This window comes from Hydrogenophaga flava NBRC 102514 (assembly GCF_001571145.1).
Taxonomy (GTDB): Bacteria; Pseudomonadota; Gammaproteobacteria; order Burkholderiales; family Burkholderiaceae_C; genus Hydrogenophaga; species Hydrogenophaga flava.
Genome location: NZ_BCTF01000012.1, coordinates 71,720 through 94,333, shown reverse-complemented (window position 1 = coordinate 94,333; position 22,614 = coordinate 71,720). Strand labels below are relative to the sequence as shown.

General features: G+C 66.8%; 24 protein-coding genes. 11 read left to right on the top strand and 13 right to left on the bottom strand.

The window, feature by feature from the left end; genetic code table 11:
- The first annotated feature begins 17 nt into the window (after positions 1-17).
- From sucD to tfpZ, 8 genes are all read left to right on the top strand, one after another.
- A complete protein-coding gene (sucD, locus tag HFL01S_RS12130; protein ID WP_066258735.1) occupies positions 18-911 on the top strand; it encodes a succinate--CoA ligase subunit alpha in 894 nt (297 codons plus the stop codon).
- Between the two features lie 186 nt (positions 912-1,097).
- Positions 1,098-1,886: a Stp1/IreP family PP2C-type Ser/Thr phosphatase gene (locus HFL01S_RS12125; protein WP_066258734.1), complete on the top strand. Its 789-nt coding sequence runs from the start codon at positions 1,098-1,100 to the stop codon at positions 1,884-1,886.
- 39 nt (positions 1,887-1,925) lie between these two features.
- Positions 1,926-2,546, top strand: coding sequence for an FHA domain-containing protein (locus HFL01S_RS12120; RefSeq protein ID WP_066258731.1), 621 nt, complete (start codon positions 1,926-1,928; stop codon positions 2,544-2,546).
- A gap of 91 nt (positions 2,547-2,637) precedes the next feature.
- Positions 2,638-4,857, top strand: a complete 2,220-nt coding sequence (locus HFL01S_RS12115) for a CHASE2 domain-containing protein (RefSeq protein ID WP_369407728.1) — start codon at positions 2,638-2,640, stop codon at positions 4,855-4,857.
- Between the two features lie 35 nt (positions 4,858-4,892).
- On the top strand, positions 4,893-5,696 hold the full coding sequence (locus tag HFL01S_RS12110; RefSeq protein WP_066258728.1) for a 3',5'-cyclic-nucleotide phosphodiesterase: 804 nt from the start codon (positions 4,893-4,895) through the stop codon (positions 5,694-5,696).
- A gap of 187 nt (positions 5,697-5,883) precedes the next feature.
- Positions 5,884-6,426 (top strand): pilin, encoded by a 543-nt coding sequence (locus HFL01S_RS12105; RefSeq protein WP_066258727.1) that lies wholly within the window; start codon positions 5,884-5,886, stop codon positions 6,424-6,426.
- A gap of 36 nt (positions 6,427-6,462) precedes the next feature.
- On the top strand, positions 6,463-7,053 hold the full coding sequence (locus HFL01S_RS25910; RefSeq protein WP_281179911.1) for a pilin: 591 nt from the start codon (positions 6,463-6,465) through the stop codon (positions 7,051-7,053).
- Positions 7,044-7,901, top strand: coding sequence for a TfpX/TfpZ family type IV pilin accessory protein (gene tfpZ, locus HFL01S_RS12095; RefSeq protein ID WP_157538855.1), 858 nt, complete (start codon positions 7,044-7,046; stop codon positions 7,899-7,901). The genes HFL01S_RS25910 and tfpZ overlap by 10 nt, the downstream gene beginning before the upstream one ends.
- On the opposite strand, the gene moaC is transcribed toward tfpZ, so the two are convergent.
- Entirely contained in the window at positions 7,898-8,398 is a 501-nt protein-coding gene (moaC, locus tag HFL01S_RS12090) for a cyclic pyranopterin monophosphate synthase MoaC (protein WP_066258725.1), read from the bottom strand. The genes tfpZ and moaC overlap by 4 nt on opposite strands.
- 61 nt (positions 8,399-8,459) lie before the next feature.
- On the opposite strand from moaC, the gene HFL01S_RS12085 reads away from it, so the two are divergent.
- On the top strand, positions 8,460-10,028 hold the full coding sequence (locus tag HFL01S_RS12085) for a M48 family metalloprotease (RefSeq protein ID WP_066258724.1): 1,569 nt from the start codon (positions 8,460-8,462) through the stop codon (positions 10,026-10,028).
- Here HFL01S_RS12085 and HFL01S_RS12080 read toward each other — a convergent pair.
- Positions 10,011-10,361, bottom strand: coding sequence for a phage holin family protein (locus HFL01S_RS12080; protein ID WP_066258723.1), 351 nt, complete (start codon positions 10,359-10,361; stop codon positions 10,011-10,013). The two genes, HFL01S_RS12085 and HFL01S_RS12080, sit on opposite strands and share 18 nt — an antisense overlap.
- Before the next feature lie 79 nt (positions 10,362-10,440).
- The gene (locus HFL01S_RS12075) at positions 10,441-11,196 is read right to left on the bottom strand and encodes a TerC family protein (protein WP_066258722.1); all 756 of its coding nucleotides are present in this window, start codon (positions 11,194-11,196) and stop codon (positions 10,441-10,443) included.
- 344 nt (positions 11,197-11,540) lie between these two features.
- On the opposite strand from HFL01S_RS12075, the gene HFL01S_RS12070 reads away from it, so the two are divergent.
- Positions 11,541-11,960, top strand: a complete 420-nt coding sequence (locus tag HFL01S_RS12070; RefSeq protein WP_066258720.1) for a DUF3717 domain-containing protein — start codon at positions 11,541-11,543, stop codon at positions 11,958-11,960.
- Here HFL01S_RS12070 and HFL01S_RS12065 read toward each other — a convergent pair.
- Both HFL01S_RS12065 and purB read right to left on the bottom strand, forming a co-directional pair.
- Positions 11,957-12,724 (bottom strand): oxygen-binding di-iron domain-containing protein, encoded by a 768-nt coding sequence (locus tag HFL01S_RS12065; RefSeq protein WP_066258718.1) that lies wholly within the window; start codon positions 12,722-12,724, stop codon positions 11,957-11,959. The two genes, HFL01S_RS12070 and HFL01S_RS12065, sit on opposite strands and share 4 nt — an antisense overlap.
- 218 nt (positions 12,725-12,942) lie before the next feature.
- Entirely contained in the window at positions 12,943-14,358 is a 1,416-nt protein-coding gene (gene purB / locus HFL01S_RS12060) for an adenylosuccinate lyase (protein WP_066258717.1), read from the bottom strand.
- Positions 14,359-14,471: 113 nt separating this feature from the next.
- Between purB and HFL01S_RS12055 the strand changes: the two genes are divergently transcribed.
- A complete protein-coding gene (locus tag HFL01S_RS12055; protein ID WP_066258715.1) occupies positions 14,472-15,086 on the top strand; it encodes a glutathione S-transferase N-terminal domain-containing protein in 615 nt (204 codons plus the stop codon).
- Between the two features lie 117 nt (positions 15,087-15,203).
- Here HFL01S_RS12055 and HFL01S_RS12050 read toward each other — a convergent pair whose 3' ends face one another.
- The 8 genes from HFL01S_RS12050 to HFL01S_RS12015 are packed head-to-tail and all read right to left on the bottom strand — an operon-like array spanning position 15,204 to position 22,434.
- Positions 15,204-15,650: a nuclear transport factor 2 family protein gene (locus HFL01S_RS12050; RefSeq protein WP_066258712.1), complete on the bottom strand. Its 447-nt coding sequence runs from the start codon at positions 15,648-15,650 to the stop codon at positions 15,204-15,206.
- Positions 15,651-15,656: 6 nt separating this feature from the next.
- Positions 15,657-16,514 (bottom strand): SDR family NAD(P)-dependent oxidoreductase, encoded by an 858-nt coding sequence (locus HFL01S_RS12045; RefSeq protein WP_066258711.1) that lies wholly within the window; start codon positions 16,512-16,514, stop codon positions 15,657-15,659.
- Entirely contained in the window at positions 16,511-17,053 is a 543-nt protein-coding gene (locus HFL01S_RS12040) for a DUF3833 domain-containing protein (RefSeq protein WP_066258710.1), read from the bottom strand. The genes HFL01S_RS12045 and HFL01S_RS12040 overlap by 4 nt, the downstream gene beginning before the upstream one ends.
- On the bottom strand, positions 17,050-18,396 hold the full coding sequence (locus HFL01S_RS12035; protein ID WP_066258708.1) for an MFS transporter: 1,347 nt from the start codon (positions 18,394-18,396) through the stop codon (positions 17,050-17,052). Before HFL01S_RS12035 ends, HFL01S_RS12040 begins: the two co-directional genes overlap by 4 nt.
- Before the next feature lie 7 nt (positions 18,397-18,403).
- The gene (locus HFL01S_RS12030) at positions 18,404-18,970 is read right to left on the bottom strand and encodes a chalcone isomerase family protein (protein ID WP_084383249.1); all 567 of its coding nucleotides are present in this window, start codon (positions 18,968-18,970) and stop codon (positions 18,404-18,406) included.
- A gap of 19 nt (positions 18,971-18,989) precedes the next feature.
- Positions 18,990-20,198, bottom strand: coding sequence for an SAM-dependent methyltransferase (locus HFL01S_RS12025; protein ID WP_066258707.1), 1,209 nt, complete (start codon positions 20,196-20,198; stop codon positions 18,990-18,992).
- Between the two features lie 20 nt (positions 20,199-20,218).
- Positions 20,219-21,019 carry a DUF1365 domain-containing protein gene (locus tag HFL01S_RS12020; RefSeq protein WP_066258706.1) on the bottom strand — a complete coding sequence of 267 codons (801 nt, stop codon included), beginning with the start codon at positions 21,017-21,019 and terminating at the stop codon, positions 20,219-20,221.
- Complete coding sequence (locus tag HFL01S_RS12015; protein ID WP_084383248.1) at positions 21,016-22,434, bottom strand: NAD(P)/FAD-dependent oxidoreductase; 1,419 nt, start codon at positions 22,432-22,434, stop codon at positions 21,016-21,018. Before HFL01S_RS12015 ends, HFL01S_RS12020 begins: the two co-directional genes overlap by 4 nt.
- Positions 22,435-22,614: the final 180 nt, after the last annotated feature.

Below are 22,614 nucleotides of genomic sequence, written 5' to 3'. Positions count from 1 at the left end.
CCCCGGAGAAGTACACCATGTCGATCTACGTCAACAAAGACACCAAGGTCATCACCCAGGGCATCACGGGCAAGACCGGTCAGTTCCACACCGAGAAGTGCCAGGAGTACGCGAACGGCAAGAACTGCTTCGTGGCCGGCGTGAACCCCAAGAAGGCCGGTGAGTCGATCTTCAACATCCCGATCTACGCCTCTGTCAAGGAAGCCGCCCAGCAGACCGGTGCCACCGTGTCCGTGATCTATGTGCCGCCCGCAGGTGCTGCGGACGCGATCTGGGAAGCCGTTGAAGCCGACCTGGACCTGGCCATCTGCATCACCGAAGGCATTCCGGTCAAGGACATGCTGATGGTGCGCAACAAGATGAAGGCCAAGGAGGCCGCTGGCGGCAAGAAGACCTTGCTGCTGGGCCCCAACTGCCCTGGCCTGATCACGCCTGATGAAATCAAGATCGGCATCATGCCCGGTCACATCCACCGCAAGGGCCGTATCGGCGTGGTGTCCCGTTCGGGCACGCTGACGTACGAAGCCGTGGCCATGCTGACGGAAGTGGGCCTGGGCCAGTCGAGCGCTGTGGGCATTGGTGGCGACCCCATCAATGGCCTCAAGCACATCGACGTGATGAAGGCTTTCAACGACGATCCAGACACCGATGCCGTGATCATGATCGGCGAAATCGGCGGTCCGGACGAAGCCGAAGCCGCCCAATGGTGCAAGGCCAACATGAAGAAGCCCGTAGTCGGCTTCATTGCTGGCGTGACGGCCCCCCCCGGCAAGCGCATGGGCCACGCCGGCGCGCTGATCTCCGGTGGTGCCGACACGGCCGACGCCAAGCTCGCCATCATGGAGGAGTGTGGTTTCGTGATCACGCGCAACCCCTCCGAGCTGGGCAAGCTGCTCAAAGCGCAGCTGTAATCAGCGTCGACGAGGAGAGAAAAGGCCACGCATTCGTGGCCTTTTTTGTTCTGTTGGCAGCCGATGGTTCAAAGTCTCATGCCTGCTGTGAAGCTGTGAAAAGACAGGTGACTGTCTTCAAAGTGTGACAAATGTCTCAGGGGGCAACTGTCGCGGAATCTGATTCAAGCTATAAAACCGGTCTACATGATCTTCGAGTACTACAGCCAGACAGATCCCGGCCTGATTCGTGAAAACAACGAAGATTCGGTCGCGCTCGATCCCGCCAACCAGGTGGTCGTTCTGGCCGATGGCATGGGTGGGTACAACGCTGGGGAAGTGGCCAGTGCCATGGCCACGGGCTTTATCCACAACGAACTGGGTCGCTGGATGACCGAGGGCGGTCATGAGGCGCATGCGCGCGAACTCAAGCGGGCCATGGAGATTTGTGTCGACAACGCCAACCGCTCGATCTTCAATGCGGCCAACTCCAATCCGCTGTACGCGGGGATGGGCACCACGCTGGTCATGGGGGTGTTTCAGGGTGCCCGGGCCATGATCGGGCATGTGGGTGATTCGCGCTGCTACCGCCTGCGCGGTGGGGTTCTTCAGCAGATCACCCGCGACCATTCGCTGCTGCAGGAGCAGATCGACGCCGGGCTGATTTCGGTGGAGCAGGCGCAGTTTGCCACCCACAAGAATCTGGTCACCAGGGCCTTGGGCGTTGAAGACACCGTGCTGCTGGAGGTCAACGAATTCCGGGTCGAGGACGGCGATGTCTACCTGTTCTGTTCCGACGGTCTGAGCGACATGGTGCCCGATGAGCGCATCGCTGAGATCCTGCTGGAAGAAGCAGGGCTAGAGGCCACAGGACGCAACCTTGTCGACTGTGCCAACGTCAACGGGGGTCGCGATAATATTTCGGTGATACTGGCCCAGGCCCGTGCCAAACCGGTCAAGAGGGGCCTGTTGTCGCGTATGCTGGGGCAGCCGTAAACAATTGGCATTAGTTATTAGGTTCCAGAGGAGTCGGCCATGCCGAAAATGATCGTTTCCATCGATGGCGTCGTCATCAAGGAAGTGCAGCTCACCAAGGATCGCACGACGCTGGGCCGTCGGCCGTACAACGACATCGTGATCGATAACCTGGCGGTCAGCGGCGAACACGCCGTCATGCAGATGTCCGGTGCGGATGTGTTCCTGGAAGACCTCAACAGCACCAACGGAACGTACGTCAACGGCAAGGCGATCAAGAAGCAGCAGCTGCAGAACGGCGACACCGTCGAGATCGGCAAGTACAAGATCAAGTTCTTCCACGACGGGGCCTCCGATCAACAGGAAAAGACGACGGTGATCAATTCGGGTGCGGTGATGGCATCCGAGTCCTCGACGGTGGGAGAAGCCTCCATCCGGGTCATGTCCGGAGCGGCCGCTGGCCGCGAGGTGCCCCTGGTCAAGGTGGTGACGACGATCGGCAAACCCGGGGTTGCCGTGGCGGCCATCACCCGCCGCCCGCATGGATTCGTCGTCGCGCTCGTGGAGGGCGCAGTCAAGCCCACGGTGAACGGCAGGGCGCTGACCACGGAGGCTGTGAACCTCCAGAACGGTGACCTGATCGAGCTGGCTGGCACCCAGATGCAGTTCGTCCAGGCCTGACGGGCCAGCCTGCCTGCGGGCGTCGCCGACGTTTGGCGCCCCGCCTCCAATGCAACGTTCCATGCAGGCCTTGAGCAGACACGGCCGGCGCGTGGCAGTTTCGCTGTTGCCGCTTTTGCTGGGTGTGCTGCATGTCCTGGGGCTGCTGCCCATGGATGGCCTGCAGCGGCTCGATGACCAGATCTACGACGCGCGCCTGCGCTGGACCATGCCGGCGACCCTGGATGAGCGTGTCGTGATCGTGGACATCGATGAACAGAGCCTGGCCGAAGTGGGGCGCTGGCCCTGGCCCAGAAACCGCGTGGCGGACTTGGTGGACGCGCTGTTTGATCGCCACCAGATTGCCTTGCTCGGCATGGACACCGTGTTTGCAGAGCCGGACGCCAGTTCCGGCTTGCCACAACTGGAGCGGCTGGCTCGCGAAGACCTGAAAGACCTTCCGGCGTTTTCTGAGGCGCTCGCACGGCTGCGCCCGGGACTGGACAACGACCGGCGCCTGGCCGATGCCTTGCGCGGACGGCCGGTGGTGATGGGCTTCTACTTCAGCAACGAATCCGGCAGCCGGACGTCCGGAACTTTGCCCGAGCCCGTGCTCAGGCTCGGCGACCTGCAGGGCCGCACTCTGCAGGCCACGCAGTGGACTGGGTACGGATCCAATCTGCCGGATCTGGTGTCGGCCGCGCCACTGGCGGGATTCTTCAATGCCGTGCCCGGTGACGACGGAATGGTGCGATCCCTCCCCCTGCTGGCCGATCACAACGGGGCCTACTACGAATCCTTGTCCCTCGCCATGTTCCGGAAGATCTCCGGCATGCCGACGGTTGAGCCGCGTTACCCGCCGCAGCCGGCGTTGGGGGATCGCTACGACCTGCCGCGCAGCATCGCACTGCGCAAGAACAATGGGGTGCTGGAGATCCCGGTGGACGAACGATTGGCGGTGCTGGTGCCTTTTCGCGGGCCCGGTGGTCCGCAGGGCGGCTCGTTTCGCTATGTTTCGGCGTCGGATGTGCTGACCAACCGGGTGGCGTCCGACTTGTTGAAGGGCCGCATCGTGCTGCTGGGCACCACCGCCCCTGGCCTGCTGGACCTGCGCGCCACACCCGTGGGAGAGGCCTATCCCGGTGTCGAAACCCACGCCAACGTGCTGACCGCACTGATGGATGGGCGCATGGTGGCCCGGCCCGACTACGCCGCTGGTTACGAGCTGGTCGTGCTGCTGCTGGCCGGTCTGGTGCTGGCGTTCGGGCTGCCTCTGGTGGGCGCTGCCGGTGCCGTGTGTCTGAGCCTGGCGGTGTTCGCTGCTGTGGTGGGGCTCAACACCTGGCTCTACCTGGGCCACGGTCTGGCGCTGCCCATGGCCGGTACCCTGGTGATGGCAGGGCTCACCTTCGTGATCAACATGAGCTACGGCTACCTGGTGGAAAGCCGGGCCAAGCGGGAGCTGGCCCAGTTGTTCGGTACCTACGTACCGCCGGAGCTGGTCGACGAGATGGTCAGGGACCCCGACAGCTACAGCATGGAAGCCAGCACGCGGGAACTGACTGTGTTGTTCTGCGACATGCGCGGTTTCACGGCTATTGCCGAATCCATGCCACCCACCGGGCTGCAGGCGCTGCTCAACACCGTGTTCAGTCGACTCACACGCGTGATCCGCCTGCACCGCGGCACCATCGACAAATACATGGGCGACTGCGTAATGGCCTTCTGGGGTGCCCCTGTCGAAACACGGGGGCACGCCGCATTGGCGGTGCAGACCGCGCTGGACATGGCCGCCGAGATCACGACCATCAACCATGAACGCCAGGCCGCACACCTGCCCGCCATCGGCGTTGGCATCGGGCTGAACACAGGGGACATGTGCGTGGGCGACATGGGCTCGGACGTGCGGCGAAGCTACACCGTGGTCGGCGACGCGGTGAACCTCGGTGCGCGTCTGGAAGGGCTGACCCGTGTGTACGGTGTCGACGTGGTGGCCAGCGAATCCACGCGCCGCCAGGCACCCGGCTTTGTCTGGCAGGAGCTGGACAGGGTGCGTGTCAAAGGCAAGGCACAGGCCGTGGCCATCCACACGCCGCTGTGCACCGCCGACCAGCTCACGCCCGCGCTGGCCGAAGAGCTGGAGGAGTGGCAGAAGGCTCTGCATGCCTGGCGCCAGCAGGATTGGGACCAGTGCGTCGCCTATCTAGGGCAGCTGCAGCGCAAGAATGCCAAAAAAGTCCTTTACCGGCTCTACGCCGAACGGGTAGTCTCCATGCGGGTCGAGCCTCCGTCTCCGGACTGGGACGGCTCCACTGCGTTCGACACCAAATAATCCGCCCGCACGGGCCACCAACTCCTGGAACATTGATGAGGGTACGCGTACTGGGCTGCTCAGGCGCCATATCGCAAGGCTGCCGGACGACCTCCTTCCTGCTCGACGACGATGTGCTGATCGACGCCGGGACGGGGGTGGGCGATCTCAGCCTCGACGAAATGGCCCGGGTCGACCACGTGCTGCTGACCCACTCCCACCTCGACCATGTGGCCAGCCTGCCCCTGATGCTCGATGCGGTGGCCGCGCGGCGGCTGGCGGCCGGTGCCGCTCCGCTGGTGGTGCACGCCCTGCCGGGCACGATCTCCGCGCTGAAGGTGCACATCTTCAACAACCTGATCTGGCCCGACTTTTCGACCATCCCCAGCGCCGAGACCCCGCTGATGCGCTTCGTACCGATTACCGTGGGCGAACTGCTGCGCGTGGGCGGCAAACACATCGAGGTGCTGCCTGCTGTGCACACCGTGCCCGCGGTGGGCTACGCGGTGGACAGCCCCAGCGGCCACTGGGTGTTCAGCGGTGACACCGAGCGCAACCCGGCGTTCTGGCAGCGCGTCAACCGGATCGATGTGGCCATGCTGATCATCGAGACCGCCTTCAGCGACCGGGAGCGCGAGCTGGCCCAGCGCAGCCTGCATCTGGCGCCCAGCTCGCTGGCCGACGAGCTGGACCAGATCGACCGCAGCCGACGCTTCCCGATCTACATCACCCACACCAAGCCGGCCGAGACCGGGTTGATCATGGAAGAGATCCGCCGCTTCGACGACATGCCGAGCCGGGGGGGCGATGTGCGCCACGACATCCGCTGGCTCAGCGCAGGGCAGACCTTCGAACTCTGACAATTTTTGTCGGGCGCGCGCCTGGTGACAAAAATTGTCAGTGACCACCAGCGACAGAGGACACAAATCGTCACTGGTCGGGGTCGGTCCGTGAAAAAGCACGCAAAAAGCAGGGCAGTTCAGGTTGGCACGCTCCATGCGAAGAAGTGCCTGTCCTCAACCCACAACCCCCTCCAAGGAGTTTTCAATGAAGCGTTCCCTGCAAAAAGGTTTCACCCTGATCGAACTGATGATCGTGGTGGCCATCATCGGTATCTTGGCTGCGGTGGCGCTGCCGGCGTATCAAGACTACACGGTGCGTGCCCGTGTGACGGAAGGTATCTCTCTGGCTACTGGTGCCAAGAAGCTGGTGGAAACCGATGCGGGTACGGCGGCTGAACTCACGGCGCTGGCCGACACGTTCAACGCGCAGGTCGGTGGCGCTGGCGCGGTGTCCAAGTACGTCGAGTCCGTTCAGATCAACGCCGACAACGGTGAGGTTACCGTGACCTTCAACGAAGCAAACATCGGTGCCATTCCGGACGCATCTACTCTGGTTTACACGCCGTATGTTCAGTTGGCCGGCGGTCCCGTTCAACTCGAAACGGCTCTGACTGGCACCGATACCGGCACGATGGACTGGGGTTGCGCTTCGGATTCCAACGCAGTGTCCAGCGGCGCAACGCGTAACTTGGCTGCCGTCACCCCTGGAACGCTGCCTGCCAAATACGCGCCCAGCGAGTGCCGTTAATTCGTCAAAGGCAATTGCTTTGGATAGAAGGGGGCGATGCCCCCTTTTTTACGCCAGCAGCTCGAACTTTTTGTTACATCGCTGGGGGTGCATATGAAACAGCACGGCTTTACCCTGATCGAGCTAATGATCGTAGTAGCGATTATTGGCATCTTGGCGGCGGTCGCTTTGCCGGCCTATCAGGACTACACTGTCCGGGCCCGCATCACCGAAGGCATCGCGGTGGCCCAGGGAGCGAGGTTGATGGTGGCCACAGAAGCCACCACGCAAGCCGACTTGGCCGCTTCAGCCACTACGTACAACGACGCGGCGGGTGGACTTGGCGCGGTGTCAAAGTACGTGAGCAGTGTGCAGGTTGACGGGGTGACCGGGGAGGTGACGGTCGAGTTCAATCCGGCCAACATCGGTGCTATTCCAGCCAATTCCACGCTGGTGTACACGCCATATGTACATGTAGCTGCCGGACCGTTGCAGCTGGAAGACGCGCTGGCGGGCAATGAAACTGGTTCCGTCGACTGGGGGTGTGCTTCCGATAGCAATGCGGTTTCTGGTGGTCCAGACCGCAATCTTCCGGCACTGACCATGGGTACACTCCCCGCCAAATACGCGCCCAGCGAGTGCCGCTGAATCTTCTTTTTAGCAGAGCATTCGGCCCAGGGCATGCCCTGGGCTTTTTTATGGTCAAAAATACGATGAGAGAAGCCACAACCTCCCGCTGGCACTTGCGGTCTCGTATCCGGGCTTCCGGTGTGCACCTAGGCATTTCCGCGCTGGTGGCCGGCTGTGCGGCTGCTTTGGTCTTTTTCTTCTGGTTTCCCTATCCCTACAGGGTAATTGCAGGGGGCCAGGACCTGTTTTGGCTCATGGTGTCAGTGGACGTCGTGCTGGGGCCGTTGCTCACCCTGGTGGTTTTCGACATTCGCAAGCCCCGCAACGAACTAGCTCGAGATCTTTCCGTCATTGCTGCGATACAACTGACCGCGCTTGCCTACGGTCTGTGGTCCGTCTATCAATCGCGTCCGGTGTATTTGGTGCATGAAGTGGATCGATTGGTGGCTGTAAGTGCTGCGGATGTGGATCCCGAAGATCTTCCAAAAGCGGCACCGGCTTTTCGCACTCTTCCTTTTGCCGGCGCGCGCCTGATTGGTCTTCGGGAGTCTCGCGACGGTGAAGAGCGTATGAAGTCGTTCGAATTGGCCTTGGCTGGGAAAGACCTGTCTCTGCGACCAGAATATTGGCAGCCTATCAGCGACCAAAACCGGCAGGTGATGCGCCAGCGGGCCAAGCCATTGGCTTTCTTGTCGGCCAGATCACAGGAAACCGAGTCCATGGTTTCGGCGTGGGTGCTCGAGAACGGCAGGAAGATCGAGGACTTGGTTTACTTGCCCTTGACAGCCCGAAAAACGATCTGGACGGCTGTTCTGGACTCCGAAACCCTGGAGATAGTCGGCTATCTGCCGGTGGATGGCTTTTAGGGCGCCACAAAACTCCCACTCTTCCCCCCATGCTTCTCCATCAGCCGCACCCCGCTGATGGTCATGCCGCGGTCCACCGCTTTGCACATGTCGTAGATCGTCAACAGTGCCGCGCTGGTGGCGGTGAGGGCTTCCATCTCCACGCCGGTCTGGCCGGTGCATTCGGCGGTCGCCCGGCACAGCACGCTGCTTGACGCCTCATCCACTTCGAATTCCACCGCCACCCGGGTGAGTGCAATCGGGTGGCACAGGGGGATCAGGTCGCTGGTTTTCTTGGCGCCCTGGATGCCGGCGATGCGGGCAATGCCCAGCACGTCGCCCTTCTTGGCGCTGCCGCTGCGGATGAGCGCCAGCGTGGCGGGCATCATGGTGATGCGGCCCTCTGCGATGGCCACCCGGTGGGTGCTGGCCTTGGCCGACACGTCCACCATGTGGGCCTGGCCCTGGGCGTCGAAGTGGGTGAGAGGGCTGGGCGGCTGGGCGGATGTGTCGGGCATGGTGGCTGGTCTTTGCTCGGTCTTTACAGAAACCTCTGGGGCTTGGCGGCATCATACGAGGATGGTTTTCCACACCCGCTCCCCGCTGTCGCCGCCTTTCCGCCGCTGGTCTGTCGCCGTGCTCGCTGCCGCGCTGCTGCTTCCGCCCTCAGCGGTCACGCACGCGCAGTCCGGTGTCAACCTACCGTCGCTGGGAGACGGCGCGGGCATGTCCATCGCTGCCGAGCGGCGGCTGGGCGACAGCATCGCGCGCGACATTTACCGCGACCCGGACTATCTGGACGACCCCGTGCTGGTCGACTACCTGCAGACGCTCTGGCAGCCGCTGCTGGGCGCTGCGCGCGCCCGGGGCGATGTGCCGCCCGAGTTGTCGGAGCGCCTGGCCTGGCAACTGCTGATCTCGCGCGACAAGCGGGTCAATGCATTCGCACTGCCGGGCGGTTATCTGGGCGTCCATTTGGGGCTGGTGGCGGCAACCGAGTCGTCTGCGGAGCTGGCCAGCGTGCTCGCGCACGAGCTCAGCCACGTTTCGCAGCGCCACATTGCGCGCATGCTCACCAAGCAGGACCAGGCGGCGCCCTGGCTGATGGGGGCCCTGATCCTCGGGGTGCTGGCGGCGCGGGCCAATGTGGACGTGGCCAATGCCGCCATCGCCGGCAGCCAGGCGGTGGCGATCCAGAACCAGCTCAACTTCTCGCGCGACATGGAACGCGAGGCCGACCGCGTCGGCTTCGGCGTGCTGACCGGCGCCGGATTTGAACCGCTGGGCTTTGTGACCATGTTCGAGAAGCTGCAGCAGGCGGCCCGGCTGAATGACGACGGATCGTTCCCGTATCTGCGCAGCCACCCGCTGACCAGCGAGCGCATGGCCGACATGAGGGCCCGTGTGCCGCTCGCCGAGGCGCCACCGACCGGTCCGCGCGTCGGCGCGCCGGTCACGGGGCCGGCGGCCTCGCCGCCCAAGGCCTTGCACGCACTGATGGCGGCCCGTGCCCGGGTGCTGTCGGAGAACGGGCCCGACCGCCAGCGCGCCTGGCTGCAGGCCGGGCAGGCGCCCAACGCCGCGCCCGCGGCCCAGTACGCAGCGGCTCTGTCCGCTCACCGGCTCGGGCAGTCGGCGCAGGCGCTGTCCATCGTGCGCCAGGCGCGTGCCGCCGCCGCGCCGGGCACCCTGGGGGCCTGGGACCTGCTTCAGCTGGAAATCCTGATCGGACCGAACGCCCGTGCGCTCAACGACGCCGCGCTGGCCACGCTGCGGGACCAGGCGCTGGCAGGCAGCACGCGGGCCGATCTGCTGTTCGGGGCACAGGCGGCGCTGACCAGTCAGGGCGCCCTTGCCGGGGCCGCCACCCGCCTGCAGGCCTGGGTAGTGGCACAGCCGAAAGATGCGCTGGCCTGGCAGACCCTTTCGCGCGTGCAGGCCGCAATGGGGCAGCGCCTGCGCTCGGTGCGGTCGGAGGCCGAAGCGCGGGCGGCCCAGATGGACTACGGCGGGGCACTCGACCGCCTGCGCGCAGCCCAGATGCTGCCACCGGCCGAGCGCAACGCCGACCCGATGGAGCTGGCCATCGTCGACGTGCGTCGGCGCGAGGTGGAGGAGTTGCTGCGCGAGTCAGCGCGACAGGAGTGACTTCACCGCGGCGTCCACCACCAGCATGATCGCCGAGTAGATCAGCGAGCCCAGCAGCGCCGTCCCGAAGCCGTTGACGTGGAAACCGTCCAGCACACTCGCGGCGGCCCAGAACAGCAGGGCGTTGATCACGAACAGGAACAGGCCCAAGGTAACCAGCGTCACCGGCAGCGTCAGCACCACCAGGACCGGGCGCAGCACCATGTTGAACAGGCCGATAACAAAGGCGGCGATCAGGGCCGAGGTGAAACTCTGCACCTGCACGCCGGGGTACAGGTAAGCCACCAGAAGCAAGGCGCAGGCGGCGAGCAGCCAGGTCACGAGTGTTTTCATGCGGCCAGCATAGCACCGGCCATGAAAAAGGGCGGCTCCCTTTCGGAAGGCCGCCCCGGGGCGTTGAGCGCTCGGGCGATCAGGCGCCGGCTTCTTCCGCGGGCTTCTGCCGCGAGGCCACGAACTTGCCGACGGCCAGCACCAGTAGGGCTCCGGCGACGTGGGCGGTCCAGTACAGCGTGTCGGAAATGACCGCCAGACCCTTCTCGTCCACCGAGCCCAGCTTGGGCATCCAGGTCCACTTGTCCGGGTTCACGAAGGCGGGGTCGGTGACCAACATGCCGCCCGCAATCCAGCCCAGCAGCATGCCGCCGGCCACGATGATCACCGGGAAGCGGGCCATTAGCTTGATGACCAGGGTGCTGCCCCAGACGATGATGGGGATGGAGATCAGCAGGCCCAGCACCACCAGCAGCAGCGAGTGTTCGCCCGCATTCTGGGCGGCGCCGGCGATGGCGATCACGTTGTCCACGCTCATCACCAGGTCGGCCACGATGATGGTCTTGATGGCGGCGAACAGCTTGTCGCTGCCCTGGATGTCGCCGTGACCGTCTTCGTCAGGCGCGATCAGCTTGATGCCGATCCAGACCAGCAGGATGGCGCCGACCAGCTTGAGGAAGGGCACGTTCAGCAGCGTCATGGCGAACGCGATCAGGACCACGCGCAGGATGATGGCGCCCGCTGTCCCCCAGATGATGCCCTTGGTGCGCTGCGCAGGAGGCAGCTTGCGGCAGGCCAGCGCGATCACGACCGCGTTGTCGCCCCCGAGCAGGATGTCGATGATGATGATCTGTCCCAGAGCGACCCAGAACTCGGGTGAAGTCAGGAAATCCATTGGATGCCTCGTTGTGTGGTGATGGGCCCCTGACAGGCCGGTTTTGGCGCAGACCGACCCCCGGCGCCGGATGGTGGACATCGGCGCGAAGGAGCAGTGAGGCCTAGATCGGTCCGCAGGGACAGTCCAAAGGTCTTGCTCAGGCCGGTGGCGGGCACCGGGCTCGGATCGCCGGAAGCATGTGCTTCGTCCTGACGACGACCCGAACGGGTTGAAACGGTGCGCCGAGCGCGGTTCCCTCCCGGAGAGCTACTCCCCTTCGAGTCCGGCGATTGTAGCGGCGCGCCCTTGCATTCGACCCTGGCCGCAGGTAAGCACTTTCCACACCGTATCATCGCCCTCCCATGGCAGGCATCCACATCACCGACATCGAGGCAGCCATCAACTACTGGCGTGAGCGCTCACCCTCGCTCGATGCTGCCGCGCCTCTGACACTGCCCCTGCGTGCTCTGGCCGAGGTCTATGCCCTGATGGCCTACCACCGGCAGACCGAGACCGACGAGGCGGCCCTGCCGCCCGCGGCCCGTCAGGCCTGGCTGGCCTGGTTCGACACCACGCCGGACACGCCTTGCATCGCCATCTGCTCGACCAGCCAGGGCGACGAGGTGTGCAAGGGCTGCGGCCGCAGTTTCGACGAGGTCCAGCACTGGACGGCCATGAGTCCGGCCGAAAAACGGGGTGTGTGGCGGCGCATCACCCTGCAAGGGGACGCCTGGCGCTTCAACCGCTACGCGGAGCGGGCGATCGAAGAGAAAACGGGCTAGGCCGGGATCGTGTAGTTCGCCTGCGTCACGTTGTCGATGCCGCAGGTCAGGTCGCCGATCCAGCCAATGAACTCCTTCACCGCGTCGCCAGCCAGCGGCGCGCCATGCTGCGGCACGATCATCTTGATCGGCAGGTCGCGCACCATGTTCGCCCACAGGCGCAGGATCTTCTGCGACACCATGTAGCGGCGGTGGAAGGCTTCCATGCGGGCCAGGTGGGGTGCCAGGCTGGTGATGGGTTCGCCCGCTTCCTTGGAGGTGCCCAGCGACACGCCCAGATCACCGGAGAACAGGATCCTGCTGACCGGGTCCCAGAACTGAAAGTTGCCTTCGGCGTGCATGAAGTGGGCCGGCAGCGCGATGATCTCGCTGCGCCCGAGCTTGATGCGCATGCCGGGGTCGGGTATGCCGATGATGCGGCCCGCGGTCTTGCCGGGCTTGCAGAAGTGGGGGGCAAAGCGCTCCCACAGCTTGGAGATGTAGAGCGTGGCCTGGGTGCTGGTCATCCAGCGGTCCAGCGAGGCGATGATGTCCGGGTCGGCGTGCGAGGCCAGGATCTCGGTGAGCTTGTTGGGCGGGAAATAGCGGCCGATGGTGAGCAGCAACTCGTTGAACGCCATGTTGCCGCCCGGGTCGATGACCGCCCCCTGGTCGCCATCGATGACGAGGAACTGGTTGGCCTGCACGGCTTCCCCGCCCTCGTCGCTGAGGTGGGCGAACATCAGGCAGACGTGCCCGTTCTGGTTGAACAGTTCAATGGCCATGGCCGGGGCTCCTGGGGCGCTGGCGCCCTGTGTCGGGCGGCGGCGGAGAGAAAACAAGCGCCGGACTTTATGCAGGGGCACCCAGGTGCTGGTTGCGATATGTCAAACGCGTCACAGACTGTGCATGAAAAACCGCACAACTTCGGGGGTTTGTCCGCCCAAAATGCAAAAAGGCCGGACAACTGGTGCCCGGCCCCTGCCAGATTTATCCAAAAGAATTACGTGCGGCGCGCCAGTTCGGCGGCCTTGCCGACGTAGCTGGACGGCGTCATGGCCAGCAGCCGGTCCTTCTCTGCCTGGGGGATTTCCAGGCTGCGGATCAGTGTGTGCAGGGCCTCGGCGGTCACGGTCTTGCCGCGCGTGACTTCCTTGAGCTTCTCATAGGCGCCTTGAACGCCGAAACGGCGCATCACGGTCTGGATCGGCTCGGCCAGCACTTCCCAGGCGGCATCCAGGTCGGCGGCCAGGGCTTCTTCATTCAGTTCCAGCTTGTTCAGTCCGGTCATCAGCGAGCTGTAGGCCAGCACCGCGTAGCCCAGGCCCACGCCCATGTTGCGCAGCACGGTGGAATCGGTCAGGTCGCGCTGCCAGCGGCTGATGGGCAGCTTCTCCGACAGGTGCTTGAGCACGGCGTTGGCCAGACCCAGGTTGCCTTCGGCGTTCTCGAAGTCGATCGGGTTGACCTTGTGCGGCATGGTCGAGGAGCCGATCTCGCCGGCCTTCAGGCGCTGCTTGAAGTAGCCCAGGCTCACATAGCCCCAGATGTCGCGCGAGAGGTCGATCAGGATGGTGTTGGTGCGGGCGATCGCGTCGAACAGCTCGGCCATGTAGTCGTGCGGCTCGATCTGGATTGAATAGGGCTGGAAGGTCAGGCCCAGGCCCAGCGGTTCGGGCGTCTCGATGACCTTCTTGCTGAAGGCCTCCCAGTCGAAGTCGGGCCAGGCGCTCATGTGCGCGTTGTAGTTGCCGACGGCGCCGTTCATCTTGCCCATGAGCTTGACGGCAGCAATGCGCTCGCGCGCGCCGGCCAGGCGCACGACCACGTTGCCCAGTTCCTTGCCGACCGTGGTCGGGCTGGCGGTCTGGCCGTGGGTGCGGCTGAGCATGGGCACGTCGGCGAACTGGTGTGCCATCTCGCGCAGGCGGGCGATCACCTGGTCCAGCGCGGGCAGCAGCACGGCGTCGCGGCCGCCCTTGAGCTGCAGGGCGTGGCTGGTGTTGTTGATGTCTTCGCTGGTGCAGGCGAAGTGCACGAACTCGGCGGCCTTCTCCAGCTCGGGGCGGGCGTCGAACTTGGACTTGATCCAGTACTCGACGGCCTTGACGTCGTGGTTGGTGGTCTTCTCGATCTCCTTGATGGCCACGGCATCGGCCTCGGAGAAGTTCTTGACCAGGCCCATCAGGTAGGTGCGGGCACCGGGCGAGAGCGGCTGGAACTCGTTGAAACCAGCGTCGGACAGGGCAATGAACCACGCGATCTCGACCTGCACGCGGCGGTGCATGTAGCCCTGTTCGCTCATGAACGGGCGCAGCGGCGCCAGCTTGCCGGCGTAGCGGCCGTCCAGCGGCGAGAGGGCGGAGACGGGGGTGAGGCTGCCGGAGGCAGCGGCGGTGGGGGCAGAGGTCGGTCGCATCCCCGGATTGTAGAAGGCGGGTCCGGCGCCCGGCCGATCCCCCCAGGCCGGTACGGGCGGTGGAGGCGCTCGCTAAAATGGCCTGCCCAGGGACCCCCACAACTCCACTCCTCATGAAACTCATCGGCGCCGTCACCAGCCCGTACGTCCGCAAAGTGCGCGTCGTCATGGCCGAGAAAAAGCTCGACTACCAGTTCATCCAGGAAGACGTGTGGTCGGCCGACACCTCGATCGCCACCTCCAACCCGCTGGGCAAGGTGCCCTGCCTGATCATGGAAGGCGGCGAAGCCGTGTTCGACTCGCGCGTGATCGTCGAGTACCTGGACACGCTCTCGCCAGTGGGCAAGCTGATTCCGCCCTCGGGCCGCGAACGCGCCGAGGTCAAGACCTGGGAGGCGCTGGCCGACGGGGTGATGGACGCCGCCATCCTGGCGCGGCTGGAGGCCACCTGGCCCGGCCGCAGCGAGGAGCAGCGCAGCCAGGCCTGGATCGACCGCCAGATGGCCAAGGTCGACGCCGCGCTGGTGGCCATGGCGCGTGGCCTGGGCGACAAGCCCTTCTGCTCGGGCATCCACCTCAGCCTCTCCGACCTGGCCGTGGGTTGCGCGCTGGGCTACCTCAGCTTCCGCTTCCCGCAGCTGGAGTGGCGCACCACGCACCCCAACCTGGCGCGCCTGGCCGACAAGCTGGCGCTGCGCCAGAGCTTTGCCGACACCCGCCCCAGCTGAATGCCCCCACCCCCGCGCCGCACCTGCGGCGCGTCACCCCCTCAAGGGGGCGATGCCTGCGGCCTGGCGGAGCCAGTTCCGCGGCATCCTTGATCGCTTCCCTGCAGGCGTTTCGGGTCAGCTGTTCGCTTTTCGTTTGAGCCAGCGCATCAGCGCGCCCAGCACGGGCAGTTTTTCGTACAGCTCTTCGGCCGCATCCCAGTAGTCGCGGTGGTCGAGCACGCGGCCGTCCGGCGCCAGCCGCAGGTGCGAGCCGCCGCGCACCACCTGTTCGGTCGTGGTGTCGAAGCGGCGCATCCGGAAGCGGAACTCCCAGACCAGGAAGGCCTGCTCACCATCGACCAGCTGGCCGGTGATCACGAAATGCGGCTGGTGCAGCGACGCGAACATGTGCTCGAAGATGCGGCGGATGGCCGGCAGCCCGCGCACCTCGTTGAACGGGTCCTTGAAGCGCGCGTTGGGCATGTAGTACCGGTCCAGCCGGTCCAGGTCCTGTGGCTGCAGCCGCGCATAGAAGTCGGCCAGCCGCTGGACGGCCTCGCGCAGGTCGGTCGTTGGGGTCATGCCGCTTTATAGACCGGTGGCGCGGTGCACCAGCGGGAAGTAGGCGCGGTAGGGCAGCAGACGCAGCAGCTTCATCCAGACCGTGAAGCGGCGCGGGAAGTGGACCTCGAACCGGCCGTCCGCGATGCCGCCGAGCATGGCGCGGGCCGCCTCGTCCGGCGAGATCAGGGCCGGCATCGAAAAGTCGTTCTGCGCCGTCAGCGGTGTCTTCACGAAACCAGGGTGCACCACGCTCACGCCGATGCCGCGCGGCGCCAGGTCCAGGTGCAGCGTCTCGGCCAGGTGGGTCAGTGCTGCCTTGGTCGGGCCATAGGCCAGGCCCTTGGGCAGGCCGCGGAACCCGGCCACGCTGCTGACCAGACTGATGTGGCCCTGGCCACGGCCGAGCATGGCCGGCAGCAGGGCGTCCAGCAGGTTCAGTGCGCCGCCGTAGTTGATCGCCATGTGGCGCTGCATCTCGGCCAGGTCGAAGGCCTCGGCCCGCAGGGCGCGGTAGTGGCCGGCGCAGAACAGCACCAGGTCGACCGGCCCTTCGGCCAGCACGGTGCGGGCGGTCAGCGCCACGGCCTGCGCGTCGGTCACATCCATGGGCCAGGCCTGTACCGGAGCGGGCTGACCGGGCCGGGTGTGCCGCTCCACCAGCGCCTGCAGGCCGGCTTCGCTGCGCGCCGACGCGAGCACCGTGGCGCCCAGGCCGATCAGCCGCTCCGCAGCGGCCAGGCCGATGCCGCTGGAGGCGCCCACCACCCAGACCCTCAACCCCTGCCAGGCGCCGATGCGCGGGTTGAACGAGCGCCACAGGCCGGGGCCCTGGCGCGGCGGGGCTGCACCGGCGGTGGCGGGATCGACAAAGCTGTGGTTCATGAGGCGCGCCGCATGAAGCTGAGCGTGACCTCGCCCAGGCGGATGCCGAACTTGCTCATCACCGCCTTGTTGAGCATCACGCGGTCGTCCAGCAGGTACATCCAGTCATCGAACTGCACGTTCCAGACCCGGCCGTCCACCGGCAGCGCCAGCGTGTAGCCCCAGCGGAAGGCGTTGCCCGCGGTCTGGCCCTCGGCCACGCCAACCACGTCGTCGGCCCGGCCGGTGTAGCGGCCGTTGCCCTCGTGCTTGAGGCGCCAGATGCGCTTCTGGGTCGTGCCGTCCGAGTAAGTGAAGTCCTCGTCGAGCACGCCTTCGTCGCCGTTCCAGGTGCAGCGCATGACCACGGTGAAGCGCCGCACCACCTGGCCGCTGCGGTCGGTGAACACACCGTAGGCGTCCAGCGTGCCGTTGAAGTACTGGCGCAGGTCCAGCACGGGTTTTTCGGTGGCGTAGTCGCCAACCTGCGGGCCGGCGCAGCCGGTGATGGCCAGGGTGGTGGCGGCGGCGCCGGCGGTGAGCAGCAGTCGTCGTTTCATGGGTGGGCTTTCAGGGTGTCGGGCAGCGGCGCGCGGGGTGCTGCGGGGCGGATGACCAGCACCTGCAGCAGAGCGGCGGCCAGCAGCTTCAGGCCGCAGGGCAGCAGGCAATAGGCCACGGTGAGGGTCCACAGGGCCTGCGGATCGCGTGCGCCGGGCTGGTAGCCGAAGGCGCCCAGCAGCGGCAGGGCCAGGCCGGCGGCCAGGGCCAGGTTGAGCTTGGCGGCGAAGTTCCACCAGCCGAGGTAGGCGCCCTCGCGCTGGCCGCGTTCGCCCAGTTCGTCCATCAGGCCCGTCAGCAGCGCCGACGGCAGGGCCAGGTCGGTGCCCAGGGCCACGCCGGAGAGCGCGCAGACGATCAGGAACGCGGTCACATCGCCCGCACCCAGCGTGGCGGCCCAGATGAAGACCCCCACCGACAGCGCCATGCCCGCCAGCCAGCTGCGCGCCAGGCCCAGGCGCGGCACCAGCCGCACCCACAGCGGCAGCGAGAGCGCGGCGCACAGGAAGTAGGTGGCCAGGAAGGCCGGTTCGACCGAGGCCGGGGCCTGCAGCCGGTCCTGCACGAAGAACAGCACCAGGGTGGCGGGCACGGCGCTGGCCGTGCCATTGACCACGAACACCACCAGCAGGCGCATGAAGCGGGGCTGGCGCAGGGGATGGGCCAGCGTGTTCTGGTGCGCCAGCGCGCCCAGCGTGAGGCCGCGCGCCGTGGGCACCACGGCGGCGCTCCAGGCCCACCAGCCCAGCGCCAGCAGCACCGCAAAGGCGGCCACGGTGGCGCCCAGGCCCAGGGTGCCCGGCAGCACCGCGGCGGTCAGCACGCCCACCAGGGCCAGGCCTTCGCGCCAGGCGCTGATGCGGCTGCGCTGCGCCTCGTTGCCGCCCAGGCGCGTGCCCCGGGTCTGGTGCGCCACGCTGGCCACGCTGTAGGCGGTGTAGGTGACGGCCATCAGCACGCCGGCCCAGGCCAGCAGCGGCACCACGTCGCCCCGCAGGGCCGGCGGCGGGAACAGCAGGCCCCACAGGCCGAACGCCAGCACCAGCGCCGCCACCGCACCCGCGCCCAGCACGCGGCGGTGGCTGCGGGCGAACAGCCGGTCGATCCAGCGTCCGATCCACGGGTCCAGCACCGCGTCGAACAGGCGCGCCGCCAGCAGCACCGCGCCCAGCGCCGCCAGCGGCACCGCGAACGAGCGCGCGTAGTGGTTGGGCAGCACCACGTACAGCGGCAGCGCCACGAAGGCGAGCGGCAGGCCGAGCAGGCCGTAGCGCAGGCCCTCGCGCCAGGCCCCGGGCGCGGTGAAGCGCGCGGCGTCGGCGGAGGCGGTGGTGTCGGTCATGGGCGGCTCAGCGTGCGGCGCCGGCGATCAGGGCCTCGCGCAAGCGGGGTTGCGAGGTGCGCGGCGAGAGCCAGATGCCGAAGAAGCGCTCGGCGAACACCGGGTCGTCGACCACGCCGCGCAGGCGGCCGTTGTAATAGAAGTGCGCCCCCCGGCCGGGCAGGTGCACACCCATCAGCCGGTCGCCGGGCGCGACGTCGGGAAACACGCGATCCATGGCGGCTTTCCACTCGGCGGCCTGGGCCGGTGCCAGCGGGGCAATGTCCTGCATCTCGTCGATCGAGCGCTGGGCGATGTCGGTGCCCTTGAAGGCGCGCCGGTACTGCAGTTCCAGCGCCAGGCGCTGCTGCTCGAAGCCCTCGGCCCGGAACGCCGGTGTGGTGTAGAGCGTGGCGACGTAGACCTCGAAGCCCCAGTAGCGGAACAGCGACTGCCCGCGCGGCGCCTTGCCCGAGAGCGCGGCCTCGGCGGCCTCGGCCGGCGCGTTGGCGTGCACCGAGGCGGCCAGGGGCAGCCACAGTGCCGCGGTGATGGCTACCACTGTGAAGGCGCGCTGGGGCAGTTGGTGTCGCACGGCCGGTCCTCCCAGAAGGTCAGTCGGGTTTGCGCAGGGTGAACTGCACGACGTCGGTGTTGCCTTCGTCGAAGGCGGCCTCGCAGTAGGCGAGGTAGAACTCCCAGGTGCGCAGGAAGCGCGGGTCGAAGCCTTGCTGCAGCACGCGCTCCTGGTTCAGCAGGAACTGCTGGCGCCAGACCCGCAGCGTCTGCGCGTAGTCGGGGCCGAAGTGGAACTGGTCCACCACCTGCAGGCCGGCGCGTTCGGCCGCGGCGCGGAACTGCGAGGGGCTGGGCAGGCAGCCGCCCGGGAAGATGTACTGCTGGATGAAGTCGGTGCCGGCGACGTAGCGCTCGAACAGGTCGTCGCGGATGGTGATGCTCTGGATGCAGGCGCGGCCACCGGGCTTGAGCAGGCGCGCGACGGTATTGAAATAGGTGTCCCAGTACTCGCGGCCCACGGCCTCCACCATCTCGATGGAGCAGACGGCGTCGAAAGGGGCGTCGCCGATGTCGCGGTAGTCCTGCAGCCGCAGGTCGGCGCCCGGGTTGCGCCGCTGCGCGAACGCCAGCTGTTCGGTCGACAGCGTCACGCCGGTCACCGAGGCGCCGAACTCGGTGATCGCCTTCTCGGCCAGCGCGCCCCAGCCGCAGCCGATCTCCAGCACCCGGTCGCCGGGCTGCACGCCGGACATGCGCAGGGCGCGCCGCACCTTGGCGTGTTGTGCGTCCACCATGTCCTGGCCCGGCTGTTCGTACAGCGCCGACGAGTAGTTCATGGTCTCGTCCAGCCAGAGCTCGTAGAACGCGTTGCCCAGGTCGTAGTGGGCGTGGATGTTCTTGCGGCTGTTGGCCTTGCTGTTGCGGTTGAGCACGTGGCGCAGGCGGTAGGCCAGGCGGCCGATCCACGAGCCGTAGACCACGTCTTCCAGCGCCTCGCGGTTGGCGATCAGCAGGCGCAGCAGATCGGAGAGCTGCGGCGTGCTCCAGTCGCCGGCGATGTAGCTCTCGGCAAAACCGATGTCGCCCGACTTGAGCGCAGCGCCGAACACGTTCCAGTTCGCCAGGCGCATCGAGGCCAGCGGCCCGGCGCCGCCACCGAAGCGCTGCACCGTGCCGTCGGGCAGCTGCAGCGTGAGCGAGCCGTGGCGCAGGCGCTGCAGCAGCTGCAGCGTGGTGCGGGCGGCGGCCGGGGCGTGGCGGGGCAGGGAGAGGCCGGCGCTTTGCGGGGCGGTGGTGCTGTTCATGTCGTGTCGGAAGGCAAGGGTCAGCGGGAGGCCGGGTGGCCCGGGGTCACGAAGTCCGCCGGTGCGGCGGGCTGGCGGAAAAAGGGCGCCTGCTTGAGCCACAGGCGCAGGGCCTGCCAGTGGATGCGGGCGATCACGCCCAGCGTCATCAGCGGGTGGCCCCAGAGTGCGCGCCGTGCGCTCGCAGCTTCCAGCGGCTGCAGCGTGCCGCTGACGCTGGTGCGGATCAGGGCGTCGGCGCCGGGCTCGTCGTGGAAGTCGATGCGCACCACGGTGCGGTCTTCGCCGCCGTGCTGCGTGCGCATGAACACGAAGCGGTATTCGCCGCGCACCGGGGCGAAGGGCGAGACGTGGAACACTTTGTCGGCGGTGGCCGGCACGCCGAAGCGCGGCGCGTCCAGCAGGTAGCAGTGGCGCTCGCCGAAGGTGTTGTTGACCTCGGCGACCACCGCGCGCAGCGTGCCGTCGGCGCGGTGGCAGTACCAGAAGCTCACCGGCTTGAACACGTAGCCCAGCACGCGCGGGTAGGTGTGCAGCCAGACTTCACCGTCGGCGTCGTGGACACCCTGCATCGCCAGCAGGTCGTCGAGCCAGGCCAGGCAGTCGTCGCGGCCATCGCCGTGGTCGCGGTCGTGGAAGGCCAGCGCGGCAGCGCGGTTGCGTGCCAAGGAGCCGTTGCCGTGCTGGCGCAGGCTGCGCAGCGGCAGCATCAGGAAAAAGGTGGGGTAGGCGAAGGCGTGCGCCTTCGGGCGCGAGCGGGCGTGGCGCACCTGGCCGAAACCGACCAGAGCCTGCGCGGCGCTCCGTGCCTCCGCTTTCATGCAAACACTCCCGGCAGCGCGGCGTCGCGCGCCTCGGTGGCGCTGCGCTGCGGCAGCAGGTCGTGCGCCATGATGAGTTCGCGCGCGGCGCGCAGGCCAGCCTTCAGGCCGTCTTCGTGGAAGCCGTAGCCCATCCAGGCGCCGGCGTAGAAGGTGTCGTGGCGGCCCTGCAGGTCGACCATGGCCTTCTGGGCGCGGATCGCGGCCAGGTCGAACACCGGGTGGGCGTATTCGTATTCGCCGATCACGGTGGCCGGGTCGATGGCGCGCTGCGGGTTGAGCGAGACGATCACCGGGGTCTTCAGCGGCAGCGGCTGCAGCCGGTTGATCAGGTAGTGCAGGCAGACGCGCGGCTCTTCGCCCGCGCCACCGGCCTCGTAGTTCCAGGCCGCCCAGGCCTTCTCGCGCTGCGGCAGCACCGAGGCGTCGGTGTGCAGCACCGCGCGGTTGGGCTGGTAGCGCACCGCGCCCAGGGCCGCGCGCTCTTCGGGCGTGGCGCCATCACCCAGTATGGCCAGCGCCTGGTCGCTATGGCAGGCCATGACGATGGCGTCGAAGCGCTCCACGCGGCCTTCGCTCACCACGCGCACGCCCTGGGCGTCGCGCAGCACCTGCTGCACGGGGGTGTTCAGGCGCCGGTCGGGGATGGCGCGCACGATCTTTTCCACATACTGGCGCGCACCGCCGGCCACCGTGTACCACTGCGGCCGGTTGGTCACCTGGATCAGGCCGTGGTTGTGGCAGAAGCGCACCATGGTCGCGACCGGGAAGCGCAGCATCTGGTCGGTCGGGCAGCTCCAGATGCAGCCCATCATGGGCAGGAAGTACCAGTCGCGGAAGGCGACCGAGAAGCGGTGGCGCTCCAGGAAGTCGCCCAGCGGTTCCAGCAGCGGGCTGTCGGCGCCGAGGTCGTCGCCGCGCTTGGCCAGTTTGGTGGTCAGGCGGTTGAAACGCACGATGTCGGCCAGCATGCGCCAGAAACGGGCGTTGCCCAGGTTCTCGCGCTGGGCGAACACGGTGGAGAGGTCGCAACCGCTCCATTCCAGCGCCGATCCGCGCGGCCCGGCGCCCGGCGCCTGGACCGAGAACGACATGTCGGACGGCGCCACCGGCACCTGCAGCTGCTCGAACAGGGCCAGCAGGTTGGGGTAGGTGCGCTCGTTGAGCACCAGAAAACCGGTGTCGACGCCGAAGGTGGTCGGACGGCCCAGCGGGTCGGGCAGGGTCACGTCCACCGTGTGGGTGTGGCCGCCGAAGTAGTCGCCAGCCTCGAACAGGGTCAGATCGGCCAGGCCGCTGAGGGTGTGGGCGGCGGCCAGGCCGGAAATGCCGGAGCCGACGATGGCCACGCGCGGACGCTGCGGAGGGCTCGCGGGCGCGCCGCCGATCGGGGAGGGGGTGGGGACCGAGTACATGGCTCAGCCCAGACGAGCCGCCACCCGTTGGGGGCGGCGGAGGGGGGAAGAAGAAAAGCCTGCGAAGCGCCCCGACGCGAAGGAGGGAGGGAGGGAGGAGGAGGAGAAGCGCCTCGGGATTTCATCCGCCGCGATCGGCGGAAGGCTTCGCAGTGCAAAAACCTGAACATCCGACAACAC